This window comes from Staphylococcus cohnii subsp. cohnii (genome assembly GCF_002902365.1).
In the GTDB taxonomy this organism is placed as follows: domain Bacteria; phylum Bacillota; class Bacilli; order Staphylococcales; family Staphylococcaceae; genus Staphylococcus; species Staphylococcus cohnii.
In genome coordinates, this window is record NZ_PPQC01000046.1 from 43,512 (window position 1) to 58,703 (window position 15,192).

The window sequence follows — 15,192 nt, forward strand, 5'->3', positions numbered from 1 at the left end:
ATTGTGTCTTACTTATCCATCTATGCTATTTTTTTCAACTATTGCTAAAGTCTGTAATAACGCCAATCCAAATTGATACTATACTTTATTACATACAATTGCGCGGAAAATATTAAATTAGCTCTAAGTTTAATGTGAATTGGTGCTATTTTAATTATTTTCAGAGATAATTATGATTTTTTTGATATTTTCCTAATTTTTTACAATTTTTTTACAATTTTTTTATTGAATATTTAATTTTCTGATTTTTCATTATATCTACTAATAAAATTCTTTATGTTCCGTCCGATATTTCAATGGTGTCTTGCCATATTGCTTTTTAAAACATTGTGCGAAATAACTTTGTTCCTTAAAACCAACATATTTTGCCACTTCGGCAACAGTCATTTTTGTCCGCGCTATTAAGTCACGCCCTTTTTTTATTCTTAGTGCTGTAATAAATTGTGATAAAGATTGATGACATTCCTGATTAAAAATTCTTGATAGATAACTAGGTGCCAAATTCACATAATTCGCTAATTCTTCTAAAGTTAAATTACTATCTAAGTTTCTTTCAATATATTGAATCACTTTACTTACTTTAGGGCTAAAGGCATTCGCTTTAATTTTCATAGCCCTTTCTGCATATTCCTTTACAATTGCATACGTTAATTCTTCCAATACTTCTACATCCAATGTCCGATCAATCATTGCAGCATATCGAGCGGATATTTCATCGATATGTATAAGACTTACACCCGCTTTTTCACCAGCTTTACAGCATAAAGTATTGATCAAATATGCTTTATATTGTTCATTTGATAGATCATCCTTCACTCGTCGTAAACCAGTCACAGACAAACTCATCTTTTTTAAAATCGTTAATGCTTCTTCGACATTTCCGTTTTCTACTGCAGTCAACAATTGATTTTCTAAATTATATCTATATTCTATTTCTTGTAATGTGTAATCACTTTGAAGCTTAGAATCAGCTAAAAATGTTTCATTTGCATGAAAACTGAAGTCAATTTCTACCGTTTCATAGACAATATTTCTTTTCTTCAAAAAACGAATTGCTAAACGACACATTTTTTGTGCTTTAACATGATGACATATTGGTATTTTAAGTAGATATTGTTTCAGTGTAGGCAGCTTAGAAATTTTAATATTTAAATTAAGTAACATTTCATTACATTGGCGCTCATTGGGTCGTTTATCCATATAAGGCCCAATAATATATATTTTTCTATATTTTTTAAATTTAAAAATCAAAAAGCTAACATTAAAACTATTTTTATAGTGATAAATTTTATTACTTTGCATATGCACAATAAAATGTTTCAACTCATTTCTATATTGTTTTTTGGTAGTATTCATAAAAGGTGTCTTAATATGGTTACTAATCTCCTTTATGTTGTCCATATCATAACCTTCTAACTGAATACCCAGCAATTGTATAGCATGCATTTGCAATATTTCTAGCGTTTCATTTTTCATAAAAAACACCCCATTCCTTATATTTTTATTATATCTAAATATTAAGGAATAGAGTATCAAATAAATAAAAAATATTTAATTTATTTTTAGTATTTTATATATTTAGTCATGTAAGGCTATTGATCACTCTGTGTCTATTGTTTCTTACCCAATTTTAATTTAAACGGCGCATAGAATAAGACAAAGATAAGCACCAAACCTAAATAACCGATTAATGGATAGAAGATTGCTACCAGATCTGTAAATCCGACAAAACTTAAGCAAAGTCCTACAAGGATTGTAATAGTATAAAATATCTTAAAACGTATAGAATCTACAACAGTGAAACGTGTTGCAAATGCATAAAACATACCTAGTCCTGTATTGAAAATCATACCAAATATCACGATTGCCATAATGATACCTAGAATTGGTGATATATGGTTCACAATACCTAACATAGGCATTTCCATATTACCGACAATATTGATTTGTGTAAAAATTGCTAAATGACTTAAGACAATCATAGCACCCAATATCAGGCCACCTACTAAGCCTCCAATTGCTGCTACTTTTGAATTTTTTTCTGCTCCACCCATTACAATAGCCATTGAAGCACCTACTGCTGTATTAAATGAAGCATAATTAATACCTGCAACAAACCAATTAGGTAATGTCGAAGGTTTCGCATCTGAAATTGTATTTAATTCAGAAAATGGTACATTTGTAGTTAAGAAACTATAAATCGAAATAATTAATATAAAAATAATTAAAAACGGCGTAATATTGCCAATAACTTTAACTACACCTTCTACCTTTAACATTCCTGCAAGGATGATTAATACAGTCATTAATAATGTACCAACGAGCGATGGTACCCCAAATTGTTGATTTAAGTTTGACCCAGCACCTGCAATCATCACTACACCGACACCAAACAAAGTAAAGATAATGACTAAATCAATAATCCATCCCAATAATTTTCCAAATAATGATTTTCCAGTAATATTATGTATAACGACTTTATGTGAATCTGTATCAAACTTACTCCCTAACCAAACAAGCATCATCCCAACATAAGCAAACAACGCTGTGGTAATGATAGCACCCAAAGTGCCCAAAATACCAAAACTAGTAAAATATTGCAGCACTTCTTGTCCAGAAGCAAATCCAGCACCAACGATGACACCGATAAAAGCACTAGCAATCAGTAATATTCTTTTCATCATGTTACCCCCTTATTGAGTCTACTATATACAACTTAAATAAAATTTCAATTATAATAACTATGATTATTGTATATTTGGCATCTAAACTACTTAAAATTTCTACGATTACTCAATTTTATCATTTTATCCATAATTTATGTTGAAATACTTAAAAGACTAAGCAATTCATGCAAAATAGCATTTGGAACATAAACCCTAGAAAAATAACATGAAGATGATTTAATTCAGTCCATCTGTGTGATTCATTGTTACTCATCAATACTACGACTTATTTATGTCTAAATTCACATTAAAATATTTTTAAAAATAAGGACCTATATTAACCCAAGTAGTAAATCAATGACCTAACTATAATTAAAACAATATTGAAAAAGGCAATTTCTATATGATTTCAATAGAAATTGCCTTTTTTCACTTGTTCAAGAACTTTATGTTCCAGACTCTATTTCGTAACACACACCCATTTATATGTGTTTTTATGTGATTTTATTATACAAAGATACTTAATATAAAAATAAAAACTAGTCCTGAAACAGAAATAACCGTTTCAAGTAATGACCAAGTTAGAAACGTTTCTTTAACAGTTAAACCAAAATATTCTTTAAACATCCAAAAGCCTGCGTCATTCACATGAGATAAGATAACACTACCTGCGCCAATTGCTAATACTACTAATGCAACATTCACGTCCGATGATTGTAGTAATGGCAATACAATGCCTGTTGATGAAATTGCGGCTACTGTAGATGAGCCTAAAGCAATTCTTAAAACGGCTGCAACTACCCATGCTAGTAATATAGGAGACATTTCAGTACCTTCAAACATTTTAGCTATTGTGTCACCAACACCACCATCTATCAGTACCTGTTTGAAAGTACCACCGCCGCCTATAATTAAAATCATCATTCCAATAGGATAGATTGCGTTTGATACAGAATCCATGATTTCAGCATTTTTTCTACCTTGTCTGACACCCATTGTTATAATTGCAAACAAAACGGCAATTAACATCGCTGTACCAGCAGTACCTATAAAGTAAATGAAGGATTCAAAGCCATTTGTCGCTTCTTCATTACCCGTCACTAACTGAACAATTGTAGAAAGTAACATAAGAATAACTGGTGAAATTGCAGTTAGTAAACTGATACCAAATCCAGGCATTTCAGACTCTGAAAATTCTTTTTGCGCACCTAAAGCTGAGATATCACCTTCGCGTTGATAAGCAGTTGGCGTAATTTTTTGTGCCACTTTATTAAATAATGGCCCTGCAATAATGGTAACAGGTATTGCTATAATTATACCGTAAAGTAACACATGACCTAAATTAGCTTGTAGTTCTTTAGCAATTACTACTGGTCCCGGATGTGGTGGTAAGAATCCATGTGTCACAGATAGTGCTACAACCATAGGAAGTCCAAGTTTTAATTGTGATACATTCGCGCGTTTTGCAATTGTAAATACTAATGGTATTAATAGTACTAATCCTACTTCAAAGAATAACGCTATACCTACAATAAAGGCTGCAATCAACATTGCCCATTGTACGTGTTTGTGTCCAAACTTTTTAATCAATGTATCGGCAATACGTGTAGCACCACCACCATCAGCCAATAGTTTACCTAAAATCGCACCTAAACCAAAAATTAGAGCAATATGTCCTAAAGTACTTCCCATACCATTTTCAATGGTTTCTATAATTTTATCTAACGGCATTCCGAGTAAAATAGCAGTGATAATAGATGTAATAATTAATGATATAAATGTATTTAACTTCAAGAAAATGATTAATGATAATAATACAACGATACCTATAACCACTGTAATTAATGGCCAAATTGTTTCAAACATAATTGTTCTCCCCTTTAACACTTAACATAATCGTTCATAATATCAAAAGGGCTTGCCCTCTCAATGATAACGCTTACTTAAATGTTTAAAATTTTAAATTTTTTAAACTGAATGAAATGATAGCCTTAAATGGAATTTACATATTTTTATTTATAGCTTATCATTCACTCAGTTTGTACCAATAAATCGTATCTACGATTTATCTTCAACCACATGTTCACGCTGAAACGTAGCGATTTCAGCATAGCGTTCTTCTAATGAGCGACTTAAATTGATGAAAATTGAAATGAGTTTTTGATAAACATTCACATTATCTTGATTTGGACGATGCTGATTTGTTGTACCCACCATTTCTTCAATAATAGAAAAATCTTCAATTTCACCAAGTGCCTTCATGCCAAGTACACAAGCGCCTAAACATGAGCTTTCATAACTCTCTGGTACGATTAAATTCGTATCAAAGATATCTGCCATCATTTGACGCCACACTTCACTTTTAGCAAACCCTCCCGTTGCTTTTATCGTGGACGGTGTTTCATTCATTACTTCGACTAATGCTAAATAAACTGTATAAAGGTTATAAAGAACGCCTTCTAACGCTGCTCGAATCATATGTTCTTTCTTGTGAGCTAGCGTTAAGCCAAAGAATGAACCTCGTGCATCTGCATTCCACAATGGTGCACGTTCACCTGCTAAATATGGATGGAATATCAACCCATCTGCGCCCGGTTTAACACGATTAGCAATTTTAGTCAGTACATCATATGGGTCAACGCCTAAACGTTTTGCTGTTTCCACTTCACTCGCCAATAATTCGTCACGTAGCCATCGTAATACCACACCTCCATTATTCACTGGTCCTCCAATGACATAATGATCTTCCGTCAAAACATAACAGAAAATTCTACCTTTATAATCTGTTCGTGGTTTATCTATTACTGTTCTTATGGCGCCAGAAGTTCCAATGGTTACAGCAACTTCACCTTTTTTAAACGCATTTACGCCTAAATTTGACAATACGCCATCACTAGCACCTACAACAATTGGCGTATTTTCGTCAATACCCATTAATGTTGCGTAACGACGTTTCATCCCTTTTAATATATGTGTTGTCGGCACAATTTCAGGCAATTGAGATTTACGAATGCCTAACAACGCTAATGCTTCTTGATCCCAATCTAAATTCTCTAAGTTAAACATGCCAGTAGATGAAGCCATCGATTGATCAATCACATAGGTTTCAAATAACTGATAAAAAATATATGTCTTAATGTCTGCAAACATCGCTGTTTGATTATATATTTCTTGTTGTTCGTGTTTCATCCAAAATATTTTAGATAGAGGTGACATTGGATGGATAGGCGTACCTGTTCTACTGTAAATCGCGTCACCGTCATATTTATCTTTAATCATTTCTGCATATTTTGTCGCACGATTATCTGCCCAAGTCAAATTCTCAGTTAATCGTTGATGACTTGCATTCATTGCAATCAAACTATGCATTTGAGCACTAAATGAAATTAATTTCAAATCATTTTTATGAACATTGGCTTCCCTCATAACATATTTAATCGTCATCAATACTGCATCAAATAACTCATCAGGATTTTCTTCTGACACCTCCACATTTGGTGTATGCAAAGGATAGCCAATATTATGTTTCATAATAAACTGCCCTTTTTCATCATAAAGCACTGCTTTTGTACTTGTCGTACCTATATCAACACCTATCATGTATTTCATAGTTTTTCCTCCTATTGTACCTCTTGTTTCACAATTACTCTTTCATCCAAAAACTATCTATATCTTCGCCAACATCATCAAAATTCAAATGAAATGCTTCTCTTAGTTTTGTTGCACTTTGCTTTGCAACCGCATCGATAAACACTTCATGATTATGATGAATTCGTTCAAAATCAACCGGATTTTCAGTCATACGTTTGCGCATGGATAACAAGATAAGCGCTTCCATCACTGGCTTCAAATTGTTCCAAAATGTTTTTAGATACTGATGTTTAGAAGCTAATATCGTCACTTCATGAAATTTCATATCGTGTTCTGTAAATGCCTCTGCGTCTTCAAATTTAACAGCAACTCTCATCATTTCTAGTTGTTTCCGCATTTCTTTAACAATTTGCTCATGATTATCTTTTTTTATCTTATTAAAAGCAAATGATTCTAGCATAATTCTTAAATCATACAGTTCTTTTTTTTCATTATCATTAAAAGGTAAAACGTAGGCACCCATTCGTTCTAAATGAATTAACTGATCTTGCTTTAATAATTTAAATGCATCTCTTACTGGAGAACGACTCACATTAAATTCATTGGCAATTTGGTTTTCAGTTAACAATGTGTCTGGTGTAATCATGCCATCAACAATTCTTAAACGTATTTCCGAAGCAATCATTTCACCTTTAGAAACACCTTCAAGCCATTGTTCTGGATAAATATATTCCAAACGACTTCACCTCTCCACTCAATCGATATACTTGTATACAAGTATAGTAATATACATTCCGTATAATTGCAAGCGCTTGCAATTATACGGAGCGTCTCCAAATTCCATAAAAAATCGGCATATCAAGTTTTCACTCGACATACCGATTTTTTTCATTTTAATGACTTCCTGTTTTTAACGTTGTTACACAATGATGTGTTTGGTAACAATGCGGGCATTGTAATTTTCTAGTTTTAGGTGTATGTGCAGCAAACATCCACGTCGACAATTTAGGTTTAAATATTTGTTGACAATTCGGACATAAATAACTCACACGTTGATATATCGCTTTTGTCATAATGCCAGCATAAATTACTAGAATAGGTAATGTTGATAAAAAAGGCATCCATTTTTTTAATAATACGCTAGCGATGATAGATGTATATTGTATTATGCTCGCAGGACTCAGCTTATATAGCAGTGGCATGTATAACGTCATGCCACGCTGATTTTGAATGACATATTTATGTGTGTTAATCAATTTTTCAATAGGTGCTTGCGCATCTTCACTGATACTGCTTTCCAGTTGTTTCATTTGATAAGCAGTAAGTTTCAATTTTTCAATTTCTTCATTAATTTCAGTTTTCTTTTGATGTAACATAACTTTTACTGCTTGTAACTTTTTGTCGTCTGTTAGTAATATTTTTATGTCTTTCAATGAAAAACCTATCGATTTCAATATTAAGATAATTTCTAAATTTACTTTGCTTTGTTCGTCAAATAATCGTCTACCATTACTTGATGATGGCATCGATTGTAAGAGTCCTTTTTTATCATAATACTGAATCGTTCTTACTGTTACATTGCAATGCTTTGCTAGTTCTCCTGTTTGATATAGTGTCATAAAATAACCTCCTTGACGTTAATCATACATGGTGACCTAACGTAACGAGCAAGTGTAACATTCGTTTTTAGTGCATAATATTTGTTTAAGACTCTAATTCTCAAAAATTTCGGAATGAATATTTTGCATTTTACTTTCAACAGTTGTAATTTCATTGGCACATTGTTTTAAAATTTCTCTATAATCCTCTGTATTTTTATTATTTTTGTAACGTATTTTATGTTCTAAACTCGCCCACATATCCATACCTATTGTTCTAATTTGAATTTCTACCGGTACTTTTTCTACAGAATTCGCTAAAAACACCGGTATTGACACTACAATATGCAAACTTCTATAACCGTTATCTTTTGGATTCATAATATAATCTTTTCGTTTTAATAACTGAACATCCGCCTGTTTTAACAATAATTCTTCAATAACATAAATATCATCTATATAATTACAAATAACTCTTATACCTGCAATATCATAAATATATGCTTTCGCTGACGCTGTGTTGATTTGATATCCTTTTCGATCTAACTTTTTAATCAGACTTCTCATTTCCTTAACACGACGTTCCATGTGATGGATCGGATTATGTTTATACAATTGTTGAAAATGATCGTCTAAAATATCAAGTTTAGTGCTAATTTCTTTTAGTGCGGATGAATATAATTGCTCTAAAGCAACAAAATCAATGACCATTTCAAATGCTTCTTCATAATTATTTATATATGATAAACTCTCTTTAAATTCTTCTTTCAAATCATCCATATTCAACGTTGATTTACGTTCAATGTACATAAATCGTACCTCCAATAATTCATCTCTTTCCAAACATTATAGCTAAATTTAAAGACTACTTGAAACAATACAGTGAATATTTATCAATGAATGGTTCGAGTCAGAGATTACTTGATATGTGAAAGGGCATTTTTCAGTTTCGGCTGTTCGAGCTCATAAAATCCATAGCTGCCTATTGTTTGTTTTAAAGTCAACTACTTCAATTGACATGTTTTGTTTTTTTCACTTATACATACAAAAGTCTCTATTCTACTAAATCAAATACATTTTCAGCTTCGCCTTCACGTTTTTTCACACTATTCGTTCATTTTATGTTCAATAATCTGAGTCCTTCTATTATCTGCAATGTTACGTGCTCGCTTCATAGCATCTGCCTTTTTATCGAAGCTATCCGTAGCTTGTTTCGCACCATCAGACTTTATTTTCCACTCACTATTCTCATAATAGACATGAACATCTTTATGATTTAATTGTGGATTTACAGATTGATCACGTTCATGAACAGTGATTTTTTTATTTTTCAACGCTTTCAATTCATCTTCAGTCGCATTTTTGTACCAATCTTCAGCTTGTTTCGTAGCGATTGGAATCGCATTGTCCTCTTGATATCCATCTTTAAGCATTGCATTTCCAATGTCTATTGCTTTTTTTCTTTCCAAGTTTTCCATATTTTTCCAACTTTGTGGATAATCTTCCATCGTCCAAGGCATGTGATAAAACCTCCATATTCAAACTTATATTAATTCTCTTTTACCTCTTTTTTCCTTTAACAAACTAAATAAATGCATTAAAAATGATATAAATATTTAAGACAACTATGATTTGTTCATTAATTGAAAGGGAATGATGAGTAAGAATCAGTGTTAAATAAAAGGAGGTTTAACTAACATGAATCTATCCATTGGCTTAATCCCTTCTCCTGACATGCCTCATAAATTAATCAACAAAATTTATTCAGAGCTCCCAAAAGATTTCACAAAACATGTAGATAATGGCGTGGAATGGCAATTTGAAATACACGTTGCATCTATGATTGGGACTGCAGAACATATGGATAAAGTTTTGGATATTGCATCCAATATGAAACAACAAAAAAATTGGGATTATACAATTTGTATTACGGATTTACCTAATTTTTCTAAAAATAAAAGTGCATTATGTGATATTGATTTCGATACTAAAACAGCACTTTTATCATTACCAGCGTTGGGAAACTTTAAGTTAAAAGAGAAATTAAGACAGTGCTTAATATTTATTATTGAATATTTACATTCTTCTGGTAGAAACAAAAACACTTTAAACTTTAAGCATTTTAAATTGACTCAATTTAAAGAAGTCATACCTAAGGATAATAATGAAAATTATAGATCCCGTATCATTGCCAAATCTACATTTTTAGGTTGGCTTCATTTGATTTGTGGCATGACTTTTGCCAATGAACCTTGGTCTGCCATTTTTGATTTTAAAAAAATCATATCTGTTTCATTTGCCACAGGAACTTATATAGCAATATTTTCTACACCTTGGGATATCAGTCTTGATTATAGTTATTGGCGGTATATTTTACTGATGTTACTATCTGTATTAGGCATGGTTGGTTGGCTAATTTATTCTTATAAATTATGGGAAAGACCTAGCGCTAATACACAAAAACTTTATCGCTTTATTTATAACATCACGACCTTCACAACCTTATTGACCATCACCTTTTTAAATTTTATAGTACTATATATCTTGTTATCTCTAAGTACAATATTATTTGTACCTCCCGAGTTGTTTTCAAATTGGACATCATTAAACAGTGAGCATCCAACTATTTTAAATTATATTAACTTAATTTGGTTTATTACGTCATTAGGTATACTCGCTGGCGCTATGGGATCCACTGTTGAAAATGCTGAAAAAATTAAACGTGTGACGTATTCTTTTAGACAATACTATAGATCTAAATCACTGGAACAAGAAGATGAAGATAGCTCTAGCGCATATGCAAAAGCTGATTACTACAAGGGCGAAAAACAATCACATCATGAGGAGGGATTAAATGAACACAACAACGGCTAAAATAGGTATTATTGCTGCACCGGGCGTCACTGAAAAAGTAGCGCGTAATCTTGAAATTGATTTGCCCCACATCCTTAGTGAGCAATATAAGCATTCAGTTAAATGGGAAATCGATACAATTATTGATCCTTTGACTGGTTCAGCAGAAAGCGTCCAACAAATTTTCAGTAAAATTGCTGATTATCAAGAGCATAATCAATGGCATTTTACAATTGGACTCACTGACCTACCGATGATTGAACAACAAAAAGTAGTTGCCATTGATATCAATAGACAAAATGGTGCTAGTTTAATTTCTATCCCTGCTTATGGATGGCGTCCAATCAAAAAAAGAATTCAAAACTCTATATTGGCTATTCTAAAGGCAATAGATGAATTTAAGCATTCTGAAAAAATTAACAATAATCATGACGCTATGTCATTGATGAATGCGCAGTTTCCTTTATCAAATTTACAATCACGAACTGTTTACTTTGAAAATACTACCTCTCAACATACACAATACTACGTATCGTCCAAGTCTAAAGGTATTTTTCGTCTTGTTAGTGGTATGACATTTGCAAACAACCCATTTAACATGTTAAAAAGCTTAAGTAATGTTGTGGCAATTGCATTCACTACAGGTGCCTTTGGAATCATTTTTACGACAATGTGGAATTTGAGCTTTGTATATTCTGAGTGGCGCTTGTTATTAATGATGCTTGTAGCAATTTTCGGTATGATGATTTGGATGATCATTGCACATAATTTATGGGAATCAAAAAAAGAGAGCACGAATAAGCAAATCACTACCTTATACAACTTAACTACAACGATGACTTTAACTGTTTCAGTTATTATTTATTACTTTATTTTGTTCTCACTCTTTTTGATTGCAAGTTTAATTGTGCTCCCCTCAGATTATTTAGGTCAAGCATTACAATTAAAAACATCTGCAGGTTTAACAACTTACCTAAACTTAGCTTGGTTTGCTGCATCAATTTCGACTGTAGCTGGTGCAATAGGTGTTGGTCTAAATAATGAAGCACTCATACTTGAAAGTACTTACGGATATAGACAAAAACAGCGATACAAGCAATTGCATAAAGAACAACAACAACAAGAACAACAACAAAGAAAAGCACAATTAGATATAAAGGAAAAAAGACAAGAAGAAGAAGAAAAAGCTAGAAAACAACAAGATTCCAACTAGATATCGGAAAGTAGCAATGCTTATTAGAGCATTGTTATTTTTCCATATTTGTAAAGACTTCACAAAACACTTCATTAAATTTTAAATATAAAACAAGCCAATGTCATCGGATATTAACTACCGTAACATTGGCTTGTTTTGCATTATTCATGAGGTGATTTATTTGCTTGTCTTGCATTTTGACAATTATGTTGAATACTCATTAAAGAAGTTCTAATGTGCATGTATTGTGGTAAAGTTGCCATTTCTTGAACATTGATATTAGAACCGATTTCAAAGTGTTTAGCAATGTTTTCAAATACTAACAAATACTCTCCCATGGTTTCATCATTAATATGGTAACGTTTTTCATTACTTAATGCCCTCGTCAGCATAAAGCTGATTTCTTCTAGTGCATATATACTAGGATAATAGTATTGTATAACCCTTTTATTACTAAATACTTCACCATTCGCACTATTATATATTTGTTTCATATTATTTAGTTGAACACTTAAATGCAACATTTCTTTTTTATCTCGCTCTCTCGATGAGTATTTGTTGCTTGAAAATAAATAATGGAATAACACTGCTTCATTACGAGCTACTGTAGCAAGCGTGCCTGGTAACATTGAAGAAGCAGTCTTTCTACCTATGATCAGTAGCGAAACAACAGCAATAATAATACCAACAATCACATCAATAATTCGTGGAAGTGCTATTAAAATCGAGAGATGGTTCGATGCTAAACCATTTAATAATATAACTTGGATTGTGATAAATATAACTGCAAATGAATAATTTGCTCCAACGAATATTTCTGTTATACCTGCTGCAACCGCAAGGAGTAATATAGCGATAGGTACAGGTGGTGTAGACAATAGTATTAATGACAGTACAAGTACACCTATAATCGTACCGATACCTCTTGATCCAGCACGTTCAAAACTGTGTAATGTAGTTGAACCTAATAATACTGTATGCGTACTAAGTGGAATCCAATATGCTTTGTCAAAATCAAACATCAATGCGATAAAAATCGCAATTGCCATAATAACGATATAGCGTATAGTATTTCTAAAGACAAATGAATCTATTGTTAAATTCGTAACTAATCGATGACCATAAATAGGTACACGTATATCCACTTCGTGTTCCAGTTGTGCATCATTTGCATTCATTATGGCATCAACTTTGAATATATTATCTACAAGTTTTTGATAAGCTTCATCAATATCAACTTGGCGAGTCCATGTTTTATTTGTCTTACCTTGCGTATATACTAAATTGATTACGTAGTCTACCATCAATTTAATATCTTGAGGTAAAGGCCGTACATTTTTTTCATTTAATTCCAGTAATTCTGAATGTATACCTTGTGCAATATTATGTAGCAATATTAAACGTTGGAATTGTGGTGACTTTTGAGATTTGGCAGAACTTGCAGTGATGAGTTGGTTATCAGTATTTCTAAAAGCAGTCACAGCAAATCGGGATGCTTTTGAAAATGCTTTTGGATCATCAAAATTATAAACTAATTGTTTTATAATATTATAATCATTTTTAATTGATTTAACTTCAGCTGATTCTTTTGAAAGTAAAATCACCACGATTACTACAAATGTTGCTAATAAACCTCCGATAAATACTGAAACACCTCTTATTAATGCTTCATCTGGAGCAACTGGTAAATTAATTGGCAAACTAAATGCCACAATAAAAAAAGTTGATGATGGTCCAGGAATGTTTAATGAACTAAATACATAATATGGTATTACTGCTACAATCAATAATAAAATACCAAATATGATGGGTTGATTGACGGTCAACGTGCCTAACATCATCGATAATGCAAATACTATTGAAGTAAAAAATACTGTACGAAGTTTAGACTTTGCCGTACCGCCAAACACATAAATATGTGCTAACGTACCTGTTGAAATTAATAGACCGATTGAAAAATAATCGACTAAATAACCAATCATTAATGGCAAAAACATTAGTATCGCTTGTCTAATACCTTTAGCAACATCGATTTTCATAGCATTAAATTTTGTGAGTGACTTTAAATATTTAATCAATGGCGATTCACCTCTCCTTTTTATTTTATTTTAACAATGATATTTCATCTGATTTGATGGAAAACATAAAAAAGACGGGTTAGAAATCTAAAATTTATATTTCGATCTCATAGTCCCGTCTCCGTTAAGGTCATTTTGTTTTGTGAAAAACTTGTTATACATAGCTTTAAATATAAATACTTTGCTTTTATACAATATTAAAGATATTTAATTTATCCTTCAGCTCACTTTATCAAATACATAAATCTACAACTGGGGAAGTACATTGTAAAATAGTTCATTTCACAAATTTTGGTTGAGAAATCAGATACATTTTAATTAACGATTACTAAACTATTTTAACACTTTTATTGGTTTCTGCTAGGGCATTTCCTACAAATCGTTATAATGAATATGTTTAATCATTACTATATTCTACTTTAACGAGTAATTTTATTCTGATTGTTTGATGTCTTCGTGCACTGTTGAATAATCAATATCAGATTCTAAAAATGTCGCGTTATTTACTGGGAAATGTTGTTCAAGTGTTTCAATATTACTTATTTCTACATCGCCATGATTCATTTCAAAATCCAATACATGTCCACCTATTGTTTTATCTCTATCTACAAAATGTAAATGGAAACCTCCGGCAGCTATGCCATGAAAAAGTGTTGGTGCATAAAAACCAACGATCGTACCTTCAATTTGATCATAATGAAACTCTGGTTGTTGTTTAGCCGATTCAATTAGTTTAGTATACGGTTTTTCTTGTTTTGGCATCATTCTAACATGTACGTTTTCAAATTTCCCAGATATTTTAACCGCAAAAAATAAGTTTTCACTGGCAGCGTGGCTTTTGGTTTGATTTAATACATATTCAGAATCAGTAATATGTCTCACTTCAAAACTAACATCCGGTTGAAATGGTGTGACCGTAGAAAAAGGGGTCATTTCACTACCTTCTAGTTGTTTGAAATTACCATGTGCATCAGCATGATAAGCGACGCCATCTAATATAATAACTTCACCGTCTGATCCTGTTAACGTACCGATACCTAAATCACCATGTTTTAAAATTTCATTCATTTCCATAGTGCCATCTAATAATCCAGCCATCAATGTACCGAGCGTGCCATGTTGATATAGCATGATATTTTCTCTCCTTATATCAGTATCTTTTTTAAAGAATTTCACTATTCACAATAATTCACAACATATTATTATACAAT

The 15,192-nt window shown here is 31.9% G+C and carries 12 protein-coding genes; 2 read left to right on the plus strand and 10 right to left on the minus strand.

What is annotated here, in order from left to right; translation table 11 throughout:
* Nucleotides 1-261: 261 nt before the first annotated feature.
* From CD032_RS08000 to CD032_RS08035, 8 genes are all read right to left on the minus strand, one after another.
* Entirely contained in the window at nt 262-1,476 is a 1,215-nt protein-coding gene (locus CD032_RS08000) for a helix-turn-helix domain-containing protein (protein WP_019470077.1), read from the minus strand.
* A gap of 134 nt (nt 1,477-1,610) precedes the next feature.
* Nucleotides 1,611-2,681, minus strand: coding sequence for a YkvI family membrane protein (locus CD032_RS08005; RefSeq protein ID WP_019470076.1), 1,071 nt, complete (start codon nt 2,679-2,681; stop codon nt 1,611-1,613).
* 492 nt (nt 2,682-3,173) lie between these two features.
* A complete protein-coding gene (locus CD032_RS08010) occupies nt 3,174-4,532 on the minus strand; it encodes a gluconate:H+ symporter (RefSeq protein WP_019470075.1) in 1,359 nt (452 codons plus the stop codon).
* Between the two features lie 192 nt (nt 4,533-4,724).
* The gene (gene gntK / locus CD032_RS08015) at nt 4,725-6,275 is read right to left on the minus strand and encodes a gluconokinase (RefSeq protein WP_019470074.1); all 1,551 of its coding nucleotides are present in this window, start codon (nt 6,273-6,275) and stop codon (nt 4,725-4,727) included.
* A 34-nt stretch (nt 6,276-6,309) separates the two neighbouring features.
* On the minus strand, nt 6,310-6,993 hold the full coding sequence (locus CD032_RS08020; RefSeq protein ID WP_019470073.1) for a GntR family transcriptional regulator: 684 nt from the start codon (nt 6,991-6,993) through the stop codon (nt 6,310-6,312).
* A gap of 157 nt (nt 6,994-7,150) precedes the next feature.
* Nucleotides 7,151-7,876, minus strand: a complete 726-nt coding sequence (locus tag CD032_RS08025) for a MerR family transcriptional regulator (RefSeq protein ID WP_040029776.1) — start codon at nt 7,874-7,876, stop codon at nt 7,151-7,153.
* A 93-nt stretch (nt 7,877-7,969) separates the two neighbouring features.
* The gene (locus CD032_RS08030; protein WP_019470071.1) at nt 7,970-8,665 is read right to left on the minus strand and encodes a GTP pyrophosphokinase; all 696 of its coding nucleotides are present in this window, start codon (nt 8,663-8,665) and stop codon (nt 7,970-7,972) included.
* A gap of 296 nt (nt 8,666-8,961) precedes the next feature.
* Nucleotides 8,962-9,375 carry a DUF2188 domain-containing protein gene (locus CD032_RS08035; protein WP_019470070.1) on the minus strand — a complete coding sequence of 138 codons (414 nt, stop codon included), beginning with the start codon at nt 9,373-9,375 and terminating at the stop codon, nt 8,962-8,964.
* A gap of 178 nt (nt 9,376-9,553) precedes the next feature.
* On the opposite strand from CD032_RS08035, the gene CD032_RS08040 reads away from it, so the two are divergent.
* Nucleotides 9,554-10,729 (plus strand): hypothetical protein, encoded by a 1,176-nt coding sequence (locus CD032_RS08040; protein ID WP_019470069.1) that lies wholly within the window; start codon nt 9,554-9,556, stop codon nt 10,727-10,729.
* Complete coding sequence (locus tag CD032_RS08045) at nt 10,710-11,921, plus strand: hypothetical protein (RefSeq protein WP_040029775.1); 1,212 nt, start codon at nt 10,710-10,712, stop codon at nt 11,919-11,921. The genes CD032_RS08040 and CD032_RS08045 overlap by 20 nt, the downstream gene beginning before the upstream one ends.
* A 143-nt stretch (nt 11,922-12,064) precedes the next feature.
* Here CD032_RS08045 and CD032_RS08050 read toward each other — a convergent pair whose 3' ends face one another.
* Together CD032_RS08050 and budA are read right to left on the minus strand one after the other, a co-directional pair.
* Nucleotides 12,065-13,981 (minus strand): FUSC family protein, encoded by a 1,917-nt coding sequence (locus CD032_RS08050; RefSeq protein WP_019470067.1) that lies wholly within the window; start codon nt 13,979-13,981, stop codon nt 12,065-12,067.
* A 432-nt stretch (nt 13,982-14,413) separates the two neighbouring features.
* Nucleotides 14,414-15,112, minus strand: coding sequence for an acetolactate decarboxylase (gene budA, locus CD032_RS08055; protein WP_019470066.1), 699 nt, complete (start codon nt 15,110-15,112; stop codon nt 14,414-14,416).
* Nucleotides 15,113-15,192 lie beyond the last annotated feature (80 nt).